Here is a 21,065-nt window from a genome sequence, read left to right on the forward strand (position 1 = left end):
TAGAAAGGGATCAGGAGCGGTCAGTTTCCAACTAACAAACCGGTTCAAGCGGTCCCGCTCCGCGGGTCCATTTCAGGCCTGACTATCGGTCCATTCCTTGAGCTTGGTGCCCTGCTCCTCGCGGGCACGGATGCCGGTGATGACGACGAGGACCAGGCCGACACCGGCCGCAAGCCCGAAAATGCCCAGTTTCCAGCGCGAGACCGGCGGGCGTTGGTCAGTGGGCATGCGACATCTCCGGTGCGGCGGCGGCGCTGGCGCCTTGCTTCTTGTGTACCATACTAAAGACGACGGGAACAAACATCAGCGTCGCGAACGTTGCAAAGATCAGGCCGCCGATCACGGCGCGGCCGAGCGGGGCGTTCTGCTCGCCACCCTCGCCCAGTCCCAGCGCCATCGGCGCCATGCCAATGATCATGGCCAGCGCGGTCATCAGCACCGGGCGGAAACGGACGAAGCCGGCGTCAAGCGCGGCGGCAATGGGATCACCGAGCTGCTCATAGCGCTCGCGGGCGAAGCTGATGACGAGCACGCTGTTGGCGGTGGCGACGCCCATGCACATGATTGCGCCGGTCAGCGCCGGCACCGACAGCGTGGTTTGGGTGGTGAAGAGCATCCAGATGATGCCGGCGAGCGCCGCCGGCAGCGCGGTGATGATCACGAATGGATCGGACCAGGACTGGAAGTTCACGACGATCAGGAGATAGATCAGCACGACGGCGCCGAGCAGGCCGAACAAAAGGCCCGAAAACGCACTGTTCATGGTCTGCACCTGACCGAGCAGCACCACCGAACTTCCCTTCGGCACGTCCTTTGCGGTCTCGGCGATCAGCGCCCGGACGTCGGTGGCGACAGCGCCGAGGTCGCGGCCCTGCGTGGTGGCGTAGATCTGCACCATGGACTGGATGTCGTATTGAGAAACGACCGCGCTCGAGGTCGAGCGCGTGATGTCGGCAATGCCGCCCAGGATCGGCGACTGTGGGTTGTTGCTCGCGGTGATCGGCAACGTCTGCAACGCACTCAGCGAGTCGATCTGGTATTGCGGCGTCTGCATCACGATCGAATAGGACACGCCGTTGTCCGGATTGAGATAATAGGTCGGTGCGACCTGCGAGCTGCCGGCGAGATTGACGACGAGGCTGTTGGTGACGTCGCGCTCGGTCAGCCCGACATATTGCGCGCGGGTGCGGTCGACATCGATATTGAAGGTGGGGCTGTTCGGCGATTGCTGGATGCGCGCGTCCGCAATGCCGGGAATGCGGCGGATCCGGCTCAGCAATTTGTTGGCATAGGCGAAATTGGCGTCGAGATTGGCGCCGCGGATCTGCAGGTCGATCGGCGCCGGCGCGCCGAAGTTCAGGATCTGGCTGACGATATCGGCGGGCAGGAACGCGAAGCTGATGCCGGGGAACATCCGCGGCAACTGCTCGCGCAACGCCTGGACATGTTCCTCGGTCGGCCTGTGGCCTTCCTTCAGCTTGACCTGGATGTCACCGTCCTGCGGACCGATCACGCCGGTGTTGTTGTAGGTCATGTTGATGCCGGAAATCGGCATGCCGATGTTGTCGGCCAGCGTGTCGATCTCCTCGGGCGGGATGATCTTGCGGATCGCCTTCTGCACCTCGGCGAGCTGGTTGGCGGTCTCCTCGACGCGGGTGCCGACCTGGGTGCGGACGTGCATCAGGATGTTGCCGGCGTCGACCGACGGAAAGAAGTTGCGTCCCAAAAACGGCACCAGCAGCATGGACACCGCGACGAAGCCGAGGAATCCGGTGACGAAGACGGCGCGGCGTCCGAGCGCCATCGCCAGCATGTCGCGATAGCCGCGGCGGATGCGCTCGAACCGCGCCTCGAAGCCGCGCTGGAACAGCTTGAATGGATTGCGCGTCGGCGGCAGCCCGCCTTCGTGATGCACATGCGGCTGCAGCAGGTATTTCGCCATCGTCGGCACCAGCGTGCGCGACAGGATGAACGACCAGATCATCGCGAACATCACCGCTTCCGCCATCGGCACGAACAGGAAGCGCGCAACGCCGGTCAGGAAGAACATCGGCACGAACACGATGCAGATGCAGAGCAGCGAGACGAATGCCGGCGTGACGATCTGGTTGGCGCCGTCGAGAATCGACTGTTCGACCGGCTTGCCCTGCTCCAGATGGTAATTGATGTTCTCGATCGTGACGGTGGCGTCGTCGACGAGGATGCCGACCGCGAGCGCCAATCCGCCAAGCGTCATGATGTTGAGGGTCTCACCGATCGCCGACAGCATGATGATGGCGCCGAGCACCGAGAGCGGGATCGAGACCGCGATGATGATGGTCGATCGCCAGCTCCCGAGGAACAGGAGGATCATCACGCTGGTCAGCAATGCGGCGATCACGCCTTCGAAGGCGACGCCGGTGATGGCGCCGCGGACGAAAACCGACTGGTCACCGATGAAGCCGATCTTCAGCGCGTCCGGAAGCTGGTCCTTGACGTCGATCACCTTCTGCTTGATGCCCGCGATGATATCGAGCGTCGAGATCGCGCCCGCCTTCAGCACCATCATCAGCACCGAGCGGTTGCCGTCGACATGGACGATGTTGGTCTGCGGCGGGTTGCCGTCGCGCACGGTGGCGACGTCCCGCACATAGACCATGGCGCCGTTGACGGTCTTGATCGGCAGATTGCCGAGATCCTCCATCTTGAGCGGCGAGTTGTTGAGCTGGATGTTGTATTCGAACTGACCGATCTTCTGCGTGCCGACCGGCGTGATCAGATTTTGTGCAGCGAGTGCATTGGCCACGTCCTGCCCCGACAGGCCGCGCGCCTGCAGCGCCGTGGAGTTGAGGTCGATCTGTACCTGTCGCTGCTTGCCGCCGAACGGATAGGGTATGGCGGCGCCGGGCACGGTGACGAGCGGCGTGCGGAGCTGGTTGATGCCGATATCGGCGAGATTCTGCTCGGTCAGCCCCTCACCTGATAGCGCGACCTGGATGATCGGCACTGTGGAGGCGCTGTAGTTCAGGATCAAAGGCGGCGTCGCGCCCGGTGGCATCTGCTTCAAAAGCGTCTGCGAGATCGCCGTGACCTGGGCGTTGGCGGTGCGGATGTCGACGTTCGGCTGGAAGAAGATCTTGATGATGCCGAAGCCGTTGTAGGAATTCGCGACGATATGCTCGATATCGTTGACGGTGGTCGTTAGCGCGCGCTGAAATGGCGTGGTGATGCGCCCGGACATCTGGTCCGGCGGCAGGCCGGTGTACTGCCAGACCACCCCGATCACGGGGATCCGGATGTCGGGAAAGATATCGGTGGGCGTGCGCAGGGCAGCGAGCGGTCCGACAATGAGGAGAAGCAGCGCGAGCACGACAAACGTATACGGCCGGCTCAGCGCGATACGGACCAGTGCAACCATTGACGAGTTATTCCCCGGAACCCGTAAAATGAACGGGGGATTGGCGCCCCTACAGGCCAATTCACTTGCGTCGATCTAGCGAAAAACGGGCCAAAAGCCAACTTTGCGCGACGCAATCCGCGTTCACATCCTCGACATAGCTGCCGGGCCGGACCGGCCGCGGAGTGAACCGCGGCCGGGAATTATCGCAACTAATTAAGTAATTAAGCCGCCCGTACCGATTCCAGGAACTTGCTGACCTCGACCTTGAGGCGGCTGCTGTCGCCGGACAACGCCTTTGCTGCCGACAGCACCTGCGTGGAGGCCGAACCGGTCTCGGTCGCGCCGCGCTGCACGTCGGTAATGTTGGCCGAGACCTGGTGGGTGCCCTGGGCGGCCTGCTGGACGTTGCGGGAGATTTCCTGCGTGGCCGCGCCCTGCTCCTCCACCGCCGCGGCGATGGTCGAGGAGATTTCCGACAGCCGTTCGATGGTGTTGCTGATTTCCTTGATCGCGTTCACCGAGTCCTGGGTGGCGGCCTGGATGCCGGTGATCTGCTGGCCGATCTCGCCGGTGGCTTTCGCAGTCTGCTCGGCCAGCGCCTTCACTTCGGAGGCGACCACCGCAAAGCCGCGGCCGGCCTCGCCGGCGCGCGCTGCCTCGATGGTCGCGTTCAGCGCCAGCAGGTTGGTCTGGCCCGCGATCGTGTTGATGAGCTCGACGACGTCGCCGATCCGCGCCGCCGCCTTCGAGAGCTCGCTGACACGGTCGTTGGTGCTGCGGGCCTGGCCGACGGCGTCGCCCGCCATCCGCGCCGATTCCTGGACCTGGCGGCTGATCTCGGTGACGGACGATGACAGCTCCTCGGTCGCCGACGCCACCGACTGCACGTTGGTGGACGCCTCTTCCGAGGCGGAGGCGACCGCGGTGGTCAATTCCTGCGAGCGCGTGGCGGTCGAGGAGAGCGTGCCGGCCGCGGCTTCGAGCTGGCTCGAGGCGGAAGAGACGGTCTGGACGATCTCGCCGATCATGGTCTCGAAATTGCGGGTGATGGCGTCGACGCGGCGGCCACGCTCGATCTTGGCTTCGGCGTCGGCGGCTGCAGCCTCGTCGGCGGCCCTCTTGGCGATCAGGGCTTCCTTGAACACCTGGAGCGCATCGGCCATCGTGCCGATTTCGGTCTTCTCACCCTGGTGCGGGACTTCGGCGGTCAGGTCTCCATTTCCGAGCGCCTGCATCGGCTTGACGATGGAAGCGATCCCAGCCGAGACGTCGCGGATCAGCAGGAAACTGACGACCGCGCCAACAAGCACCGCGGCCAAGAGGATGAAAGCGAGTATCGCGAAGGCGGAAGAGTAGTTGGCGGCGGCGTCCTCCGCAGCCTTGTCGGCGCCCGTCTTGTTGAGTTCGATGTCCTTGAGGAGAACCGCGTCGGCGTCGAGCCCGATCTTGTTCACGGTCTTGCTGTTCAGCTCATGGGCGTCATGCGGGATCTTGCCGACATCCCTGCGCGACAGCGCCATCACCTCTTCGGTGCCCTTCTTGTATCGATCCCAGGTTTCAGACCATTGATTGTAAAGCGCCCGCTCCTCCGGGGAGGTGATCATCGCTTCATAGCTCTTGCGGGCCTTTATGTCGCCCTCAACAACGGTGACCAGGGTCTTCTCCGCCGCCAACTTCTCCTCGAGCGTTTCCGAGAGCATATGCTCGCGGATCACGTTGCGGTAGGTAATGACACTGGCGCGAAGCTCGCCGAGCACCCGGACGCTCGGCAGCCAGCTCGTCGTGATGTCGACCGTATTGGCATTGATCGCCTGCATGTTGCGGACGGCGAGGAGCCCCATGCCGGTCATTGCGACGAGCAGCAGCGCAACCACGGTGATGATCTTGGCGCGGATCGAGTATTTGGCGAACATCTGAAAATCTCTTGGTGTTGCGCGTGTCGGGCGCGTCGGGTGATGCAAGGTGCTTTGGTTTGGTCTAGAAGGATGCCTTACTGGCGATCAAACCGCGCAACTTCTGAGGTCGCGTTAATTTGTCCCTCCGTAGAGTTACGGTAGGCGAAAACCGTCACTAACAAATGAACGACGCGACACGCGATCAGCGCATCAGCGCAAGCGCGTCCGAGAAAAATTGCGGGCCGCCGAAATTGCCTGATTTCAAAGCAAGCAGCATCTCACCTTTGTTCGCGCCGACCGCACGCAGCACTGGCACACCAGCGGCGATCTCGGCGCCGACGAGGAAACCTGGGATTCGCAAACGATCGACCACGGCACCTGACGTCTCACCGCCGGCGACCACCAATCGACGCACGCCGTCTTCAACGAGGCATTCCGCGATATCTGCCATCGCCTGCTCGATGGCATGCCCTGCTGCATCACGCCCATGACGGGACTGCAGAGCTGCGACTTCGTCGGGCGTGGCGCTGCTGGCGATCAGCACCGGCCCTTCGCTGATCCGGTCGCGCGCCCAGGCGAGCGCGCGATGGAGTTCATCCTTGCCGGTCACGATCCGCTCGGGATCGAGATGAAGTACGGCCATGCTGCGCTCGGCATTGGCGATCTGCTGCAGTGTCGCTTGCGAGCAGCTTCCGGCGAGACAGGCGGCTGGCCCTCCGACCAGCGCCTCGGCCGTCGCGCTCGCGGCCTCCGGCCTGACTTTGCCCGAGTCAACCAGCGCCCGGGCAAGCCCGAGCCCGATCCCGGAAGCGCCGACCGAAACGCGATGATCCAGCGCCACAGTGCCGATGATGCCGAGGTCGCGGTCGAACACAGCATCGATGATGGCGGCGCCAAATCCGCCGGCGGCAAGATCGGCAAGACGCGCGCGAACAGCGTCGGGGCCACGCGCAATGGTAGCAAGGTCGACCAGCCCGACCTTGGTGCTGCTCTGGCATGCCAGCACCCGCACCAGGTTCGAGTCATGCATCGGGTTGAGCGGATGATCCTTGAGCGGGCTTTCATTCAGCGGCACCGAACCGACGAACAGATTGCCCTGGTATACGGTGCGGCCGGTTTCCGGGAATGCCGGCGTGACCAGCACGATGTTGTCGCCGGAATCCTCGCGCAGCGCATCCATCACCGGGCCGATATTGCCGGCGTCGGTGGAATCGAAGGTCGAGCAGATCTTGAACAGCACATGCTCCGCGCCGCGGCTACGCAACCATTTCTCCGCCGCGCGCGAGCGTGTGACCGCCTGGCTCGCCTCGATCGAGCGGCTCTTCAGCGAGACCACCACCGCATCGACCTCGGGCAGAGCGAGATCGTCCGAGGGCACGCCAATCGTCTGCACCGTGCGCAGGCCGGCGCGGGTCAATGTGTTGGCGAGATCAGAGGCGCCGGTGTAGTCGTCGGCGATGCAGCCAAGCGCGAGCGTCATGCTTTTGCTCCGGCATAGGGCTTGAACCAGCCGAGGCCATCGGTGGTCTTGCCGCGCGGATTATATTCGCAGCCGACGAAGCCGGCATAACCGAGCCGGTCAAGCTCATCGAACAGGAACGGGTAGTTCAGCTCTTCGCCATCGGGCTCGTTGCGCGAGGGGATGCTGGCGACCTGGGTGTGGCCGATGATCGGCATCATCTCGCGCAGCCGCATCGTGACGTCGCCATGGATGATCTGGCAGTGATAGATGTCGAACTGCAGCTTCAGGTTCGGAATCTTCAATTCTTTGATCAGGTCGCTGGCAAAGCCGAAATCGTTGAGGAAATAGCCGGGGACGTTGCGCGGATTGATCGGCTCGATCACGACGTCGAGGCCGTGCGGCGCGAAGAACTCAGCAGCCCATGTGACGGATTTATAAAATGCCTCGACTGCCCTGCTGTCGCTCCTCTCCGCGATCCCCGCCATCAGGTGCACGCGCTTGACGCCGGTCGCCTCCGCATAAGGCAGCGCGGTGGCAAGGCTCGCCTGCAGATCGGCAAACCGGTCCGGCAGCGCCGCGAACCCTTTCTCTCCGGCCGCCCAATCGCCCGGTGGCAGGTTAAACAGCGCCTGCGTCAGGCCGTTCTTGCGCAGCCGCTCGCCGACCTCCTTCGCCGGATGGTCATAGGGAAACAGGAACTCCACCGCGGTGAAGCCGGCTTTCGCCGCGGCCTCGAAACGGTCGAGGAACGTAACCTCGTTGAACATCATGGTGAGATTGGCGGCAAAGCGGGGCATCGACTGACCTCTGTTTGCTATGGCGTGATGCGATTTGACTTCACCTCTCCCGCTTGCGGGAGAGCCTAGGCCGCCTTCGGCGGCCGTTCTTAAGACACGCCGAAGCGAGGCTTCGGCTATGGCGCTCTTGGCGCAGCGGGTGAGGGCTCTCTCCCCACGGATAGTCCCATCGCGGAGACACCCTCACCCCGGCCCTCTGCCGCAAGCGGGAGAGGGAGCGTAGCGTTCATCGCGGATACAACTCGACCTGATCTCATCTGCTCTATTTCGGTTCGCCCGGCAGCTTGGCGCCGGTGACGCGGGCGTACATCCGCGCCACTGAGGCGTCATCGTCGCGCCCCATGCCGGCGGCGGCCGTCATCAAAAACATCTGCAGCGCTGCGGCTGCGACTGGTACCGGGAATTTCGCTGACCGAGCCATGTCCTGGATGATGCCGAGGTCCTTGACGAAAATCTCCACCGCGCTGCGCGGCGTGTAGTCGCCGTCGAGCACATGCGGCATGCGGTTCTCGAACATCCAGGAATTGCCGGCGGAGGCCGTGATCACCTCGTAGACCTTGCGGATGTCGAGCCCCTGTTTGGCCGCGAACGCAATCGCCTCCGAGGCGGCGGCGATATGCACGCCGGCGAGGAGCTGGTTGATCATCTTGAACGCGGCGCCCTGCCCGGCCGCATCGCCGAGTTCGTAGAGCTTGGCCGCCATCGCATCGAGCGCGGGACGGGCCTTGGCGAATGCCGCCGCGCTGCCGGAAGCGAGGATGGTGAGTTCGCCCTGCGCCGCGCGCTGGGCGCCGCCGGAGATCGGGGCATCGAGATAATGCCGTCCGGTCGCCTCGAGCTGCTTTGCCAAGCGCCGCGCCACATCGGGGTCCATGGTCGCGGAGGAGACAAACACGGATCCCTTCGGCAGCGTCTCGGCCACGCCATTTTCGCCGAACAGGATCGTTTCGGTCTGCGCGGCATTGACGACCACGCTGACCACGATGTCGGCGCCATCGGCGGCTTCCTTCGGCGTCGTGGCGCCCTTGCCGCCGCTCTGGACGAACCGCGCGACGCTGTCGGCGGAGACGTCGCAGCCGGTCACCGCAAAGCCCGCGCGCAACAGCGAGGTCGCCATGCCTGATCCCATCGAGCCGAGCCCGATCACGGCAACGCGGGTTTTTGACTGGTCTGGCATGCGGCGGTCCCTCACATTCTTCTTGGTGTCTTGCCCCTGCGTATCACGGCTTGGCCGCGGTGCCAAAGCGTGAGACAAGGCGGGAAACGGGTATGGCTGCCATGAGCGAAACAAAGCTCCGTGAGGAAATCTGCCGCTTCGGCCGCTCGCTGTTCGAGCGCGGGCTGACGCCGGGTTCGTCAGGCAATATCAGCGTGAGGCTTGATGACGGCGGCTGGCTGGTGACGCCGACCAATGCCTCGCTCGGTTTCCTCGACCCTAGCAGGATGTCGCGGCTCGATGCTGATGGACGGCTGGTCTCGGGCGACGCGCCGACCAAGGAGGTGCCGCTGCACACCGCGCTCTATCAGACCCGCGGTGCGGCGCGCGCCGTGGTGCATCTGCATTCGACCCATTCGGTGGCACTCTCGATGCTGCCCGAGATCGACCCGCGCGCCGCGCTGCCGCCGTTGACGGCCTATTATGTGGTGAAATGCGGCCAGACTGCGCTGGTGCCTTATTATCGTCCCGGCGACCCTGCGGTGGCCGACGCGATCAAGGGGCTGGCGGGCAAATATTCATCCGTGCTGCTCGCCAATCATGGACCGGTGGTTTCAGGCGACACGCTGGAGGCCGCGGTGTTCGCGACGGAGGAACTGGAGGAAACCGCGAGGCTCTATCTGCTGCTGCGCGGTCTGAACCCGCGATATCTATCGCCCGAGCAGGTGGCGGATTTGACGAAGGTGTTCGGGCTAAAGCTGCCGGAGCACGGGCACTAGCCTCTCCGAATTCGTCATGGCCGGGCTTGTCCCGGCCATCCACGTTCTTTGCATCCGAAGAAAGAAAGATCGTGGATGCCCGGGACAAGCCCGGGCATGACGGGGAACTATCGCTTCGTCATTGCGAGCGCAGCGAAGCAATCCATTTGTCCGCGCGTGTGGAGAGGTGGATTGCTTCGCTGCGCTCGCAATGACGGGGACAGTGGCCCGCGTCAAAGCCCCAGATACGCCTTGCGTACGTCGGGATTGGTGCTGATCTCGGCGGCCGGTCCCTGCATCAGCACGCGGCCGGTTTGCAGGATGTAGGCGCGGTCGGCGATTTCGAGACATTCGGCCATGCGCTGTTCGACGATCAGGACGGTCATGCCGGCGTCGCGGATGCGCTTCACCGCCTGGAAGATCTCGTCGACCAGCTTTGGCATGATGCCCTGCGACGGCTCGTCCAACATCAACAGCCGCGGGCGGGTCATCAGCGCGCGGCCGATCGCGAGCATTTGCTGCTCACCGCCGGACAGCGTCTCGGCGCGCTGCTCCAGCCGCTCCGAGAGCCGCGGGAACAATTTGAACACGAGGTCCAGCGGCTCGTCGCGGTTGGCTTCGCGGCGGTAGAGATAGCTGCCGAGGCGGAGATTGTCGCGCACCGAGAGGCGCGGAAACAGCCGTCGGTTCTCCGGCACGAAAGCAATGCCGCCCGCGGTGATGATATGCTGCGGCTTGCCGTCGATCCGCGCCCCGTCGAAGGTGACGGTGCCGGAGCGCGGGCGCTCCGCGCCGGCAATGGATTTCAGAAGTGTCGACTTGCCGGCCCCGTTGGCGCCGGCGACGCAGACGATCTCGCCCTTGGCGACCTCGATCGAGACGGCGGAGATCGCGACCAGCCCCTGATAGGCGGTGGTGACTTCATGCACCGACAGCATGACGATCCCCAAGATAGGCAGTGATGACCTTCGGATCGCGGACGACCTCGGACGGCTTGCCCTCGACCAGCACCTTGCCGAGGTCGAGCACGATGGCGCGGTCGACCAGCGGCATCACGATTTCCATGACGTGCTCGACCATCAGCACCGTGACGCCGGTGTCGCGCACCTTGCGCACCAGTTCGACGCCGGTCTTGGCTTCCACCGGCGTCAGGCCGGTCAAGACTTCGTCGAGCAGCAAGAGTTTTGGTTCGGTCGCAAGCGCACGGGCGACCTCAAGCCGACGCTTCTCTGATGGTACCAGGTCGCTTGCCGGCACGTCGGCACGCGCGCCGAGCCCGCAGAATTCCAGCACTTCATGCGCCTTGCGGCGGGCCACGCGCATGACCGTGTTGCGGATCAGCGCGCCGACGATGACGTTGTCGAGGACCGTCATGGTCTCGAAGCTTTTGACGACCTGGAAGGTGCGGCCGATGCCGCGCTGGCAGCGTTCCGCCGCCGCCAATCTCGTGACATCCTCGCTATCGAACCAGATCGAGCCTTGAGTGGGCGGCAGCACGCCGGCGATCAGGTTGAACAGGGTCGACTTGCCGGCGCCGTTGGGGCCGATCAGCCCGACGATCTCGCCGCGGCCGACCGAGATCGAGACGTCGCTATTGGCGACGAGGCCGCCGAACCGCTGCCAGACGCCTCGGGTTTCCAGGAGCGCCGTCATCGCACGGCCACCTTGCGCCATAAGAACTTGGGCCATGCGAACAGGCTCACCAGTCCTCTCGGCAGCGCCAGCGAGATCAGCACGATCAGCGTGCCGTAGACGATCAGGTCCACGCCGCGTCCCGAACCGCCGATGAAGGAACGGGTCAGTTCGGTCAGCGGGATCAGGATCACGGCGCCAAGCACCGGCCCCCACAGCGTGCCGATGCCGCCGAGCACCGCGGGCAGCGCCATCAGGAGCGAGAACTGGAAACCCATCACGCTTTCAGGATCGATATAGGAGACGAACTGCGCGTAGAAGCTGCCACCAACCGCGACCAGGAACGCGGACACCGCCGCTGCACCCATCTTGGAATTGAACACGACGACGCCAAGGCTTTCCGCGGCATCCGGATTGTCCTTCACCGCGCGCCACCAATAGCCCCATTTGGAATCCTCCAGCCACCAAGTGACGAACCAGGCGACGCAGGCGAGCGCCAGCGCGAAATAGAAATAGGGCAGCTTGCTGCGCGTGAACTGGAATTTCAGCCAGCTATCGCCGCGCACGGGGATGTCGATGCCGAGCGCCGCCCCAGCCCAGTCCCAGTTCTGGATCAGCAGCAGCCCGATCTCGGCGATGACGATGGTGGCGATGACGAAATAGTGCCCGCGCAGGCGGAAGCAGGGATAGCCGAGCGCCATCGCGATCAGCGCCGAGAGCGCGCCGCCCGCGAGCATGCCGAACCAGGGGAGCACGCCGAACTTGGTGAACAGCAGCGCGGTCGTGTAGGCGCCGAGCCCAAAATAAAGCGCGTGGCCGAGCGAGATCTGTCCGCAATAGCCGGACAGGATGTTCCAGCTCTGCGACAGCGCCGCATACATCAGCGTCAGCACCATGACGTTCTGGACGTAGACGTCCTTCACGAACAGCGGCACCAGCGCGGCGACGGCCGCAAGGCAAAAGGCGACGATCAACTCGCGGCGGCGCCGCCTGGTAAAATCCTTGTCCATCACATCGACCCGAACAGGCCGCGCGGGCGGACGAAAACGACGAGCAGATAGACCGCGTAGATGCCGACCGATTTCAGCGACGGCGGCAGGATCAGCGCCGTGGTCGCCTCGACCAGGCCAACGATGATGCCGCCGGCGAAAGCACCGAACACGCTGCCGAAGCCGCCGAGCGCCACGGTGACATAGGCGATCAGCGCGAAGGACGCGCCGACATCGGGATAGACATAGAAGAAGATCGCCATAATCGCGCCGGCGAGCCCGACCAACGCGGCGCCGAGGCCCCAGCCGAGCGCGAACACCCGGTTCTTGTCGATGCCGACCAGCGCCACTGCACCGGCGTCCTCACGCGTTGCTTCCAGCGCGCGGCCGAAATCGGTGCGATGGATAAAGAAGTAGAGCCCCGCGAAGGCCGCGATCGACACCAGCGCGCCGACGAGCTGCGGCTCCGGCAGGAAGATGCCGCCAATCGAGATGGTTTTCCCGCCGAGCCAGGAATTGGTGACGCTGCGATAGTCGGGCGTGAAGAAGAACTGCGCCAGTCCGCGCATCACGATCGCAAGGCCGAAGGTCGAGAAGATCTGCACCATGCCGGCGTTGGCCTTGGCGCGCACGGCAAAGCGCACGATCAACAGATAGACGATCGCCCCGAACACGAACAGCGCCGCCGCCACCAGCGGCGCCGACAACAGCGGGTCGATCGCGAAGAACGCGAACAGGAAGAATGTCGCGTACATCGCGATCATCAGAAACTCGCCATGGGCGAAGTTCACGACGTCCATCAGGCCGAAGATCAGCGCCAGCCCGACGGCGATCAGCCCATAAAGCAGCCCCATCAGGAGGCCGCTCGCCAGCGACTGGATAATGGTCTCGGCTGTCACCGCTGTTTCTCCGCACCGACCTCGCCATTCGTCATTGCGAGGAGCGAAGCGACGAAGCAATCCACTGCTCGACCTCGTGCCGGCATGGATTGCTTCGCTTCGCTCGCAATAACGGAACGTGCGGCTGTCGTGGAATCCAACATCACAACGTTATATCCTCTGCCCGCGCCGGTTACTTCATCGGCCAGACGGCTTCGGCGACGGCCGCCTGCGGCGGGAAGATCGTAACGAACTTGCCGCCGATATATTGCAGCAGCACCGGATCGGCGTCGTTGTTCTGGCCCATGTCGTCGAACTTCACGCGCTTCCAGGGCATGATGGTCACCTCGCCCGGCATGTCGGTCGCGACCAGCGCCTCGCGGATCTTCTCGCCATCGGTGGACTTGGCGCGGTTGATGGCATCAGCCATCACGATCAGGCCCATGAACTGGCGCGACGAATAGTCGTTGAAGTCCTTGCCCGACTTCTCCTTGAACATCGCGTTGATCTTGCCGACCATCGGCCGCTTGGCGGCGAGATCGAGCGAGAAGCTGCCGCGCGAGATCACGCCTTCGAGCTTGTCGCCGACCGCGTCATACAGCGCTTTCTCGGAGAAGCCGGCGTCCTGTGCCACGATCGCATTCGGCTTGTAGCCGAGCTCGGCCATGGTCTTCACCAGGAGGATGCCGTCGGTGGTGTAGCTCGAGGGCATCAGCACGTCGGCATTACCAGCCTTGAGCTGCTGCACCTCGGCCGACAGCGACGGCGAGTTGGCGCGGTACTTGATGTCGGCAACGATCTTGTAGCCGCGCTCGCCCGCGAGCTTGGTCTGCGCGTTGCCGGAGTCGGTGCCGAAGATCGTATCCTCATGGAACAGCGACAGGGTGTTGATCTTGGTGCCCTTCTTCTTCATCGCATCGAAGAAGTCGAACATCGCGGTCGAGAACATCTCGTCATGAGGTGCTGCGCGGAAATAGAATTTCAGGCCGCGGCGATGCAGGCTCGGCGAGGAATTGTCGGCCGAGATGAACGGAATCTGGTAGCGCTCGCAGATCTGGCTGACGGTGACGGCAACCGCGCTCTGGTAGGTGCCGACGATGGCGCAAACCTTCTCCTGCGTGATCAGGCGCTCGGCTTCGGCGCGGCCCTTCTGCGGATCGGCCTGGTGATCGGCGAAGACGAGGCGGACCTTGGCGCCGCCGAGGCCGGACAGGCCCTCGCCTTTGGCGAGCGGCAGCTCGAAATCATAGTTCTTGTTGATGATGTCGGCCGCGGTCTCGAATGCCTTTTGCGCGTCGACGCCAATCTGGGCGCTGGCGCCGGACAGCGGATAGATCACGCCGATCACCACCTCACTGGTTTGCGCGCGCGCAGCGATCGGCGCGAGCGCGGCGGCAGCGGTGGCTCCAAGCAACACATTGCGGCGAGTGATCGTCATTTGCGGAAATTCCCCCTTAATTGAAGCGTAGCTCTCGAATGAAACGGATGACGGTTGCGGTAAAGCCTCAAGAAACGGCAGGCGCTGCCCATTCGAGCACGATCCGATTTAGACGGAATCGGATCATGCAGCATGATCTTTTCGGAAAACCGGTTTCCACTTTTTCGGATCATGCTCTACAGCACCGCCAATTGTTTGTTCCTGAGATCGGTGATCAGCATCAGTCCCGGCGCATGCGTGATTGCGAATGGCAGCTTTGCACTCGCGATCACCGCCTGCGGGGTCACGCCGCATGCCCAGAATACCGGGATCTCATCGGCTTCGACCTGAACCGGATCGCCATAGTCGGGCTTTGCAATGTCGTCGATGCCGATCAGGTGCGGATGGCCAAGATGCACGGGCGCACCGTGCACGGAGGGAAAACGCGAGGTGACCTGCACCGCGCGGATCGCATCGGCCGGTTTGAACGGACGCATCGACACTACCATCGGTCCCGCGAACGGGCCCGCTGGGCGGCAGGCAATATTGGTGCGGTACATCGGCACCCGCACGTTGCGCTCGATGTGGCGGATCGGCAGGCCCTCGTCCATCAGCGCTTCTTCGAACGAGAACGAGCAGCCGAGCACAAAGGCGACGAGATCGTCGCGCCAATGCTGCATGATGTCGGTCGGCTCCTCCACGACCTCGCCGTCGCGCCAGACGCGATAGCGCGGCACGTCGGTGCGGATGTCGAGGTCGAGGCCGAGCGCAGGAATGCTGACATCGCCGACTTCAGACATGCCGATGATCGGGCACGGCTTCGGGTTGAGCTGGCAGAAGCGGTGGAAGGCGCCGGCGAGCGTTTCCGGCAGGATGGCCAGGTTGCCTTGGACAAAGCCGTTCGCCACCCCGGCAGTACTCGAAGCCATCCCGTTGCGGCAGGCCAAGCGGGCCTCTCGGCTCGGAAGCATGGTGTCGGTGTAACCGGCTTGCTGCACTGCCACAAAAACAGTCATTAAATCGACCTGCCTAATATCTCAACAAGTGCAGCCAACACCAAGCGTGCTATAAAGTCTAATCTTCCTTTCTAATCGAATTCGATAAATCCAACTTATCGGATAGGAAAAAGCTTCCAATGCTTGATTTCAGGTCGATCGAAACGTTCCTCTGGGTGGTCAAGCTCGGAAGCTTCCGTGGGGCGGCTCAGCGGCTCAACACGACCCAGCCGGCGATCTCCCAACGCATCGCCCAGCTCGAACGCGAGCTGGGCGTGAAGCTGCTCAACCGCGACCATCGGGTGGCCTCGCCGACGCCGAGCGGCCGGCAGATGATGGTCTATGCCGAGAAGCTGATCGGGCTGCGCTCGGAGATGATGGCGGAGATCGGCGACCGCTCCGCGATGCGCGGCGTGCTGCGGCTCGGTGTCGCCGAGACCATCGTGCACACCTGGCTGACGCGCCTCGTCAAGAGCGTCAACGAGGTCTATCCGAACCTGTCGCTCGAAATCGAGGTCGACATCACGCCGAATTTGAGCGCGCGGCTGCTCGCGCAAGAGATCGAGCTCGCCTTCGTGGTGGGGCCGCTGTCGGCGTCGGGCGTGCAGAGCCGCGTGCTCTGCGACTATCCGATCGGATTTCTGGCGAGCCCGGCGCTTGGCCTCGGCAACGGCCCGGTGGCGCGGCGCGACCTGGCGCGCTTTCCGATCATCACCTTTCCCCGCAAGACAGTGCCTTACGAAAGCGTACGCGCGGTGTTCGAACGGCCGGACCTGCCGCCGATCCGGCTGCACGCCAGCGCCTCGCTGGCAACGGTGATCCACATGGCGATCGAAGGGCTCGGCATTGCCGTGATCCCGTCAGCCATCGTCGAGAACGAACTCGCCGACGGACGGCTGCAACTGCTCGATACCGACATCAAGATGGCGCCGCTCACCTTCAACGCAAGCTGGCTCACCTCTCCCGATATTGCCGCAGTCGAGCGCGTCGCCGATCTCGCGCGCCAGATCGCGCAAGCGAGCCCGTCGGTTGACGAGGCGCTGCGGGCGCGTCATTGAACAAGACAATCACCGTCATTCCGGGGCGATGCGTTAGCATCGAACCCGGAATCTCGAGATTCCGGGTTCGCCCTTCGGGCGCCCCGGAATGACTGCGAAAAGGTAACAAGCGCATGAGCCGAGCCGCATCCAACCTGCAGATCGATTCCGCCCGCCTCTGGGGCACGATTCACGAAACCGCCAAATTCGGCGCGACGCCGAAAGGCGGCGTGCGGCGGCTGACCTTGAGCGCCGAGGATAAGCAGGTGCGCGACTGGTTCCGCAAGGCCTGCGAGGACGCAGGCTTGGAGGTTCACGTCGACGCGCTCGGCTCGATGTTCGGCCTGCGCAAGGGCCGCGACATGTCGAAGCCGCCGATCGGGCTCGGCTCGCATCTCGACACCCAGCCGACCGGCGGCAAATATGACGGCGTACTTGGCACTCTGGCCGCGCTCGAAGTCGTGCGCACGCTCAACGATGCCGGCATCGAGACCGAGATGCCGATCTGCATCTGCAACTGGACCAATGAAGAGGGCTCGCGCTTCGCACCGGCAATGATGGCCTCCGCCGCCTATGTCGGCGATTTCACCACTGACGACATCCTGTCGCGCAGGGATGCCGAGGGCGTCACGGTCGGCGAGGCGCTTGACAGCATCGGTTATCGCGGCACGACGCCGGTCGGCACGCAAAAATTCTCGGGCTTCGTCGAGTTGCATATCGAGCAGGGCCCGATCCTGGAAGCCGAGAACAAGACCATCGGCGTGGTCGATTCCGGCCAGGGCGTCTTGTGGTACGACGGCAAGATCACCGGCTTCGAGAGCCATGCCGGCTCGACGCCGATGCCGCTGCGACGCGACGCGCTGGCGACGTTGTCGGAGATCGTGCTGGCAATGGAGAGCATCGCCAGGAAGCACGGGCCGAACGCGGTCGGCACCATCGGTGAAGCCGTGATCGCAAATCCCTCGCGCAACGTCATTCCCGGCGAGATCGCCTTCACCCTCGACTGCCGCAGCGCCGATGCCGCCATCATGGACGCGCTGGACAAGGACCTGCGCGCAGCCATTGCCGAGATCGCGGCGCGACGCAAGGTCGAGGTCACGCTCGACCTGGTCTGGCGCAAGCCGCCGACGCATTTCGATCCCAAGCTGGTCGATGCCGTCGAGAACGCCGCGAAGCAACTCGGCTATTCGCACCGGCGCATCACCTCGGGCGCCGGCCACGACGCCTGCAACCTCAACGCGGTGATGCCGGCGGCAATGGTGTTCGTGCCCTGCAAGGACGGCATCAGCCACAACGAGCTCGAGGACGCAACCCAACCCGATTGCGCCGCCGGCGCCAACGTGCTGATGCATACAGTGCTGGCGCTCGCCGGCGTCGCGTCCTGATCGGTCCACCAAGCAAGACGGAGAAGTGCTGTGCGCGGGGTTTTTGTCGACGCCAATGAATCGCTTGCGGTGATCTTCGAGCGGCTGGAAAAACCCGGCGACCCCGAGGTGCGCGTGCACCGCGATCCGGACGTCACTTCCGACCAACTGCCAAAAGTGCTCGACGGCGCCGAGATCGCCGTCATCGACCACACCGCGCTGCCGACCGACATCGCGAAGCAATGCACCGGGCTCAAGCACGTTGTGTTCCTCGGCACCGGCGCGCGCAGCTACATGAATCCGGAGGAGCTCGCCGAGCTCGGCATCTCCGTGCATCTGATCAAGGGCTATGGCGACACCGCCGTGGCGGAATCCGCTGTTGCGCTGATGTGGGCCTCCGCGCGCGTGCTGGCACAGATGGACCGCGAGATGCGCGCCGGCAATTGGCTGCGTGAGGACGGCATGCAGCTCACCGGCAAGACGCTCGGCCTGATCGGCTTCGGTGGCATCGCGGCTGAAGTCGCACGCATCGCGCTCGGATCGGGAATGCGCGTGATCGCCTGGAACCGCTCGCCGAAGAGCTATCCGGGCGTCGACTTCGTCGATCTCGACACGCTGCTCGCGCAGAGCCATGTCGTGTCGCTGCATCTTCTGCTCAACGACGACACGAGGGGCTTCATCACCCGCGAGCGCATCGCCGCGATGAAGCCGGGCGTCATCTTCGTCAACACCGCCCGCGCCGCCATCGTCGACGAAGCCGCGATGATCGATGCGCTGAAGTCAGGCCACATCCGCCACGCCGGCCTCGATGTCTTCACCGTCGAGCCGCTGCCCGCCGATCATCCGCTGACGAAACTGCCGAACGTGACGCTCTCGGCGCATTCCGCCTTCCGCACGCCGGAGGCCAGCGAGAACCTCCTGCAAGCAGCGTGGGAGCATTGCCGGCGCATCGTGAAGTCGTAGGGTGGGCAAAGCGAAGCGTGCCCACCATTCCTTGCGACGCTCTTGACGGTGGGCACGCTTCGCTTTGCCCACCCTACGAGGCTCCCGCACACTCCGCCCTCATCCTGAGGAGCCGCACAGCGGCGTCTCGAAGGATGGGCCGCAGGCGAGATCGGGGCCTCATGGTTCGAGACGGCGCGAAGACGCGCCTCCTCACCATGAGGAGCCAGCTCAATCCACCATCTCAGCGACCGCCTTGCCGCAAGTCTCCGTGTCGGCATTGCCGCCGAGGTCGCGGGTGCGGAGCGTGCGTTCGGCAAGCGTGCGCTCGATCGCGCCGACCACCGCATCCGCCGCCTGCTTCTCGCCGAGATGCTCCATCATCATCGCGCCCGACCAGATCATGCCGATCGGATTGGCGATGCCCTGCCCTGCGATATCGGGCGCCGAGCCGTGCACCGGCTCGAACACCGACGGGAAATCGCCTTCCGGATTGATATTGCCCGACGGCGCAATGCCGATGGTGCCGGTGCAGGCCGGGCCGAGATCGGAGAGGATATCCCCGAACAAATTGGAGCCGACCACGACGTCGAACCAGTCCGGATGCAGCACGAAGTTCGCGGTCAGGATGTCGATGTGGTACTTGTCCCACTTCACCGACGGATAGGTCTTGGCCATCGCCTCCACGCGCTCGTCCCAATAGGGCATGGTGATGGAGATGCCGTTCGACTTGGTCGCCGAAGTCAGATGCTTCTTCGGCCGCGACTGCGCCAGATCGAAGGCGAATTTCAGGATGCGGTCGACGCCGATGCGCGTCATCACCGTCTGCTGCGTCACGAACTCGCGCTCGGTGTCCGGGAACATCCGGCCGCCGACCGATGAGTATTCGCCTTCGGTGTTCTCGCGCACCACCCAGAAGTCGATATCGCCGGGCTTGCGGTTCGCGAGCGGCGACGGCACGCCCGGCATCAGCCACACCGGGCGCAGGTTGACGTATTGGTCGAACTCACGCCGGAACTTGATCAGCGAGCCCCACAGCGAGACATGATCCGGAATCTTGGCCGGCCAGCCGACCGCGCCGAAATAGATCGCGTCGTGCTTGCCGATCTTCTCCTTCCAATCGTCAGGCATCATCTGGCCGTGCTTCGCGTAATAGTCGTAAGAGGCGAAATCGAAATGGTCGAACTGCACGGCAACGCCATGTTTCTTCGCGGCGGCCTCGAGCACGCGCAAGCCTTCGGGCATGACTTCCTTGCCGATGCCGTCGCCGGGAATGACCGCGATCCGATACTGTTTCTTTGCGTTGGCCATGAAGAACACCCTTGTGATTTGCCCGGCTTGAGGCGCCGTCTATTCTCGAGCCCTGCAATGGACCAAACTTCGCCTTGGCGCAACGCTGCAGTGCAATGTTGACCGCCGTCCCACCTGCCGCCTACCAATTTCGCCGACTTTTTCCAATCCTCTCCAGCACAGCGAGTATTGCCATGGACCTGCATCTGCGCGGCAAGCGCGTCTTGATCACCGGCGCCTCCAAGGGCATCGGCGCGGCCGCCGCCGAGGCCTTTGCCGAGGAAGGCTGCCATCTGCTGCTGGCCGCCCGCAGCGGCGACCAGTTGAAGGCGCTGGCCGACCGCCTGCGCTCGGTCCACCAGATCGATGCCGCCACATCCGTCGTCGACCTGCGCAAGCCGGAGGATCTGACGCGATTGGCAAGAGAGGCTGCCGATATCGACATCCTCGTCAACAACGCCGGCGATATCCCCGGCGGCTCGATCGACAAGATCGATGAGGCGACCTGGCGGCACGCCTGGGAACTCAAGGTGTTCGGCTATATCAACCTCACCCGCGCGATCTACGCGCAGATGAAGGCCCGCGGCGGTGGCGTGATCATCAATGACATCGGCGCCGCCGGCGAGAAGTTCGATGCCAACTACATCGCCGGAAGCGCCGGCAACGCCGCGCTGATGGCGCTGACCCGCGCGCTCGGCGGCAAGAGTCTCGCCGACAATATCCGCGTCGTCGGCATCAATCCCGGTCCCGTCGGCACCGACCGTCATGTCACGCTGCTCAAGACCCGCGCCAAACATCAGTTCGGCGACGAGAACCGCTACAAGGAATTCCAGAAGAGCCTGCCGCTCGGCCGTCCCGCCCACGCGCGCGAGATCGCCGACCTCATGGCTTTCCTCGCGTCCGACCGCGCGGGTTATACGTCGGGCGTGATCTACACGGTGGACGGCGGCATCAGTGCGGGGTGGTGATGGATTCGATCGTAGCCCGGGTGAAGCGAACAGGCTGGGCAAGAATTGGGATCAGGCGACCAAGTGGAGACTGAAGGGACTTGGCGCGGGATTTTGATGCAGGCGG

At 63.9% G+C, this 21,065-nt stretch carries 17 protein-coding genes and 1 pseudogene; 5 read left to right on the forward strand and 13 right to left on the reverse strand.

What is annotated here, in order from left to right:
• Positions 1-75: 75 nt before the first annotated feature.
• The 6 genes and pseudogenes from AAFX91_RS24155 to ltnD all read right to left on the reverse strand — a co-directional run.
• Positions 76-228 (reverse strand): annotated as a pseudogene (locus AAFX91_RS24155) (efflux RND transporter periplasmic adaptor subunit); the annotation flags it as partial.
• The gene (locus AAFX91_RS24160; protein WP_394568178.1) at positions 218-3,397 is read right to left on the reverse strand and encodes an efflux RND transporter permease subunit; all 3,180 of its coding nucleotides are present in this window, start codon (positions 3,395-3,397) and stop codon (positions 218-220) included. The pseudogene AAFX91_RS24155 and the gene AAFX91_RS24160, both read right to left, overlap by 11 nt.
• Positions 3,398-3,600: 203 nt before the next feature.
• Entirely contained in the window at positions 3,601-5,292 is a 1,692-nt protein-coding gene (locus AAFX91_RS24165) for a methyl-accepting chemotaxis protein (RefSeq protein ID WP_282529526.1), read from the reverse strand.
• Between the two features lie 184 nt (positions 5,293-5,476).
• Positions 5,477-6,754, reverse strand: a complete 1,278-nt coding sequence (gene otnK / locus AAFX91_RS24170; protein ID WP_394568180.1) for a 3-oxo-tetronate kinase — start codon at positions 6,752-6,754, stop codon at positions 5,477-5,479.
• Positions 6,751-7,533, reverse strand: coding sequence for a 2-oxo-tetronate isomerase (otnI, locus tag AAFX91_RS24175; RefSeq protein WP_394568181.1), 783 nt, complete (start codon positions 7,531-7,533; stop codon positions 6,751-6,753). Before otnI ends, otnK begins: the two co-directional genes overlap by 4 nt.
• 262 nt (positions 7,534-7,795) lie before the next feature.
• A complete protein-coding gene (ltnD, locus tag AAFX91_RS24180; protein ID WP_394568182.1) occupies positions 7,796-8,725 on the reverse strand; it encodes an L-threonate dehydrogenase in 930 nt (309 codons plus the stop codon).
• A gap of 77 nt (positions 8,726-8,802) precedes the next feature.
• Here ltnD and AAFX91_RS24185 point away from each other — a divergent pair, with 77 nt between their 5' ends.
• The gene (locus tag AAFX91_RS24185; protein WP_394568184.1) at positions 8,803-9,468 is read left to right on the forward strand and encodes an aldolase; all 666 of its coding nucleotides are present in this window, start codon (positions 8,803-8,805) and stop codon (positions 9,466-9,468) included.
• Positions 9,469-9,680: 212 nt separating this feature from the next.
• Here the strand turns inward: AAFX91_RS24185 and AAFX91_RS24190 are convergent, their stop codons facing one another.
• The 6 genes from AAFX91_RS24190 to AAFX91_RS24215 all read right to left on the reverse strand — a co-directional run bounded on the left by AAFX91_RS24190 (position 9,681) and on the right by AAFX91_RS24215 (position 15,379).
• Positions 9,681-10,385, reverse strand: a complete 705-nt coding sequence (locus AAFX91_RS24190) for an ABC transporter ATP-binding protein (RefSeq protein ID WP_394568185.1) — start codon at positions 10,383-10,385, stop codon at positions 9,681-9,683.
• The gene (locus AAFX91_RS24195; protein ID WP_394568191.1) at positions 10,369-11,100 is read right to left on the reverse strand and encodes an ABC transporter ATP-binding protein; all 732 of its coding nucleotides are present in this window, start codon (positions 11,098-11,100) and stop codon (positions 10,369-10,371) included. Before AAFX91_RS24195 ends, AAFX91_RS24190 begins: the two co-directional genes overlap by 17 nt.
• A complete protein-coding gene (locus AAFX91_RS24200; RefSeq protein ID WP_394568186.1) occupies positions 11,097-12,089 on the reverse strand; it encodes a branched-chain amino acid ABC transporter permease in 993 nt (330 codons plus the stop codon). The genes AAFX91_RS24195 and AAFX91_RS24200 overlap by 4 nt, the downstream gene beginning before the upstream one ends.
• Positions 12,089-12,967, reverse strand: coding sequence for a branched-chain amino acid ABC transporter permease (locus AAFX91_RS24205; RefSeq protein WP_394568187.1), 879 nt, complete (start codon positions 12,965-12,967; stop codon positions 12,089-12,091). Before AAFX91_RS24205 ends, AAFX91_RS24200 begins: the two co-directional genes overlap by 1 nt.
• A gap of 172 nt (positions 12,968-13,139) precedes the next feature.
• Positions 13,140-14,384, reverse strand: coding sequence for an ABC transporter substrate-binding protein (locus AAFX91_RS24210; protein WP_130580304.1), 1,245 nt, complete (start codon positions 14,382-14,384; stop codon positions 13,140-13,142).
• A 176-nt stretch (positions 14,385-14,560) separates the two neighbouring features.
• Positions 14,561-15,379: a putative hydro-lyase gene (locus AAFX91_RS24215; RefSeq protein WP_394568188.1), complete on the reverse strand. Its 819-nt coding sequence runs from the start codon at positions 15,377-15,379 to the stop codon at positions 14,561-14,563.
• A 119-nt stretch (positions 15,380-15,498) separates the two neighbouring features.
• Between AAFX91_RS24215 and AAFX91_RS24220 the strand changes: the two genes are divergently transcribed.
• The 3 genes from AAFX91_RS24220 (at position 15,499) to AAFX91_RS24230 (ending at position 18,722) form a co-directional block, all read left to right on the forward strand.
• Positions 15,499-16,416, forward strand: coding sequence for a LysR family transcriptional regulator (locus AAFX91_RS24220; RefSeq protein WP_130580306.1), 918 nt, complete (start codon positions 15,499-15,501; stop codon positions 16,414-16,416).
• 113 nt (positions 16,417-16,529) lie between these two features.
• Positions 16,530-17,780 carry a Zn-dependent hydrolase gene (locus AAFX91_RS24225; protein WP_130583925.1) on the forward strand — a complete coding sequence of 417 codons (1,251 nt, stop codon included), beginning with the start codon at positions 16,530-16,532 and terminating at the stop codon, positions 17,778-17,780.
• A 30-nt stretch (positions 17,781-17,810) separates the two neighbouring features.
• Positions 17,811-18,722 (forward strand): NAD(P)-dependent oxidoreductase, encoded by a 912-nt coding sequence (locus tag AAFX91_RS24230; protein WP_130583926.1) that lies wholly within the window; start codon positions 17,811-17,813, stop codon positions 18,720-18,722.
• Positions 18,723-18,932: 210 nt separating this feature from the next.
• Here AAFX91_RS24230 and AAFX91_RS24235 read toward each other — a convergent pair whose 3' ends face one another.
• Positions 18,933-20,012, reverse strand: coding sequence for a tartrate dehydrogenase (locus tag AAFX91_RS24235; protein WP_394568190.1), 1,080 nt, complete (start codon positions 20,010-20,012; stop codon positions 18,933-18,935).
• Positions 20,013-20,185: 173 nt separating this feature from the next.
• Between AAFX91_RS24235 and AAFX91_RS24240 the strand changes: the two genes are divergently transcribed.
• Positions 20,186-20,959: an SDR family oxidoreductase gene (locus AAFX91_RS24240; RefSeq protein WP_130583928.1), complete on the forward strand. Its 774-nt coding sequence runs from the start codon at positions 20,186-20,188 to the stop codon at positions 20,957-20,959.
• The last annotated feature ends 106 nt before the right edge of the window (positions 20,960-21,065 follow it).

It is taken from the genome of Bradyrhizobium sp. 31Argb (assembly GCF_043638955.1).
In the GTDB taxonomy this organism is placed as follows: Bacteria; Pseudomonadota; Alphaproteobacteria; order Rhizobiales; family Xanthobacteraceae; genus Bradyrhizobium.

What these genes read in the sequence shown, in the direction of transcription:
- AAFX91_RS24195 (WP_394568191.1), bottom strand. Translation starts at nt 11,100, where the DNA reads ATGACGGCGCTCCTGGAAACCCGAGGCGTCTGGCAGCGGTTCGGCGGC.
- AAFX91_RS24225 (WP_130583925.1), top strand. Translation starts at nt 16,530, where the DNA reads ATGAGCCGAGCCGCATCCAACCTGCAGATCGATTCCGCCCGCCTCTGG.
- otnI (WP_394568181.1), bottom strand. Translation starts at nt 7,533, where the DNA reads ATGCCCCGCTTTGCCGCCAATCTCACCATGATGTTCAACGAGGTTACG.
- AAFX91_RS24200 (WP_394568186.1), bottom strand. Translation starts at nt 12,089, where the DNA reads ATGGACAAGGATTTTACCAGGCGGCGCCGCCGCGAGTTGATCGTCGCC.
- AAFX91_RS24210 (WP_130580304.1), bottom strand. Translation starts at nt 14,384, where the DNA reads ATGACGATCACTCGCCGCAATGTGTTGCTTGGAGCCACCGCTGCCGCC.
- AAFX91_RS24240 (WP_130583928.1), top strand. Translation starts at nt 20,186, where the DNA reads ATGGACCTGCATCTGCGCGGCAAGCGCGTCTTGATCACCGGCGCCTCC.
- AAFX91_RS24220 (WP_130580306.1), top strand. Translation starts at nt 15,499, where the DNA reads ATGCTTGATTTCAGGTCGATCGAAACGTTCCTCTGGGTGGTCAAGCTC.
- AAFX91_RS24165 (WP_282529526.1), bottom strand. Translation starts at nt 5,292, where the DNA reads ATGTTCGCCAAATACTCGATCCGCGCCAAGATCATCACCGTGGTTGCG.
- AAFX91_RS24190 (WP_394568185.1), bottom strand. Translation starts at nt 10,385, where the DNA reads ATGCTGTCGGTGCATGAAGTCACCACCGCCTATCAGGGGCTGGTCGCG.
- AAFX91_RS24215 (WP_394568188.1), bottom strand. Translation starts at nt 15,379, where the DNA reads ATGACTGTTTTTGTGGCAGTGCAGCAAGCCGGTTACACCGACACCATG.
- AAFX91_RS24160 (WP_394568178.1), bottom strand. Translation starts at nt 3,397, where the DNA reads ATGGTTGCACTGGTCCGTATCGCGCTGAGCCGGCCGTATACGTTTGTC.
- AAFX91_RS24185 (WP_394568184.1), top strand. Translation starts at nt 8,803, where the DNA reads ATGGCTGCCATGAGCGAAACAAAGCTCCGTGAGGAAATCTGCCGCTTC.
- AAFX91_RS24235 (WP_394568190.1), bottom strand. Translation starts at nt 20,012, where the DNA reads ATGGCCAACGCAAAGAAACAGTATCGGATCGCGGTCATTCCCGGCGAC.
- otnK (WP_394568180.1), bottom strand. Translation starts at nt 6,754, where the DNA reads ATGACGCTCGCGCTTGGCTGCATCGCCGACGACTACACCGGCGCCTCT.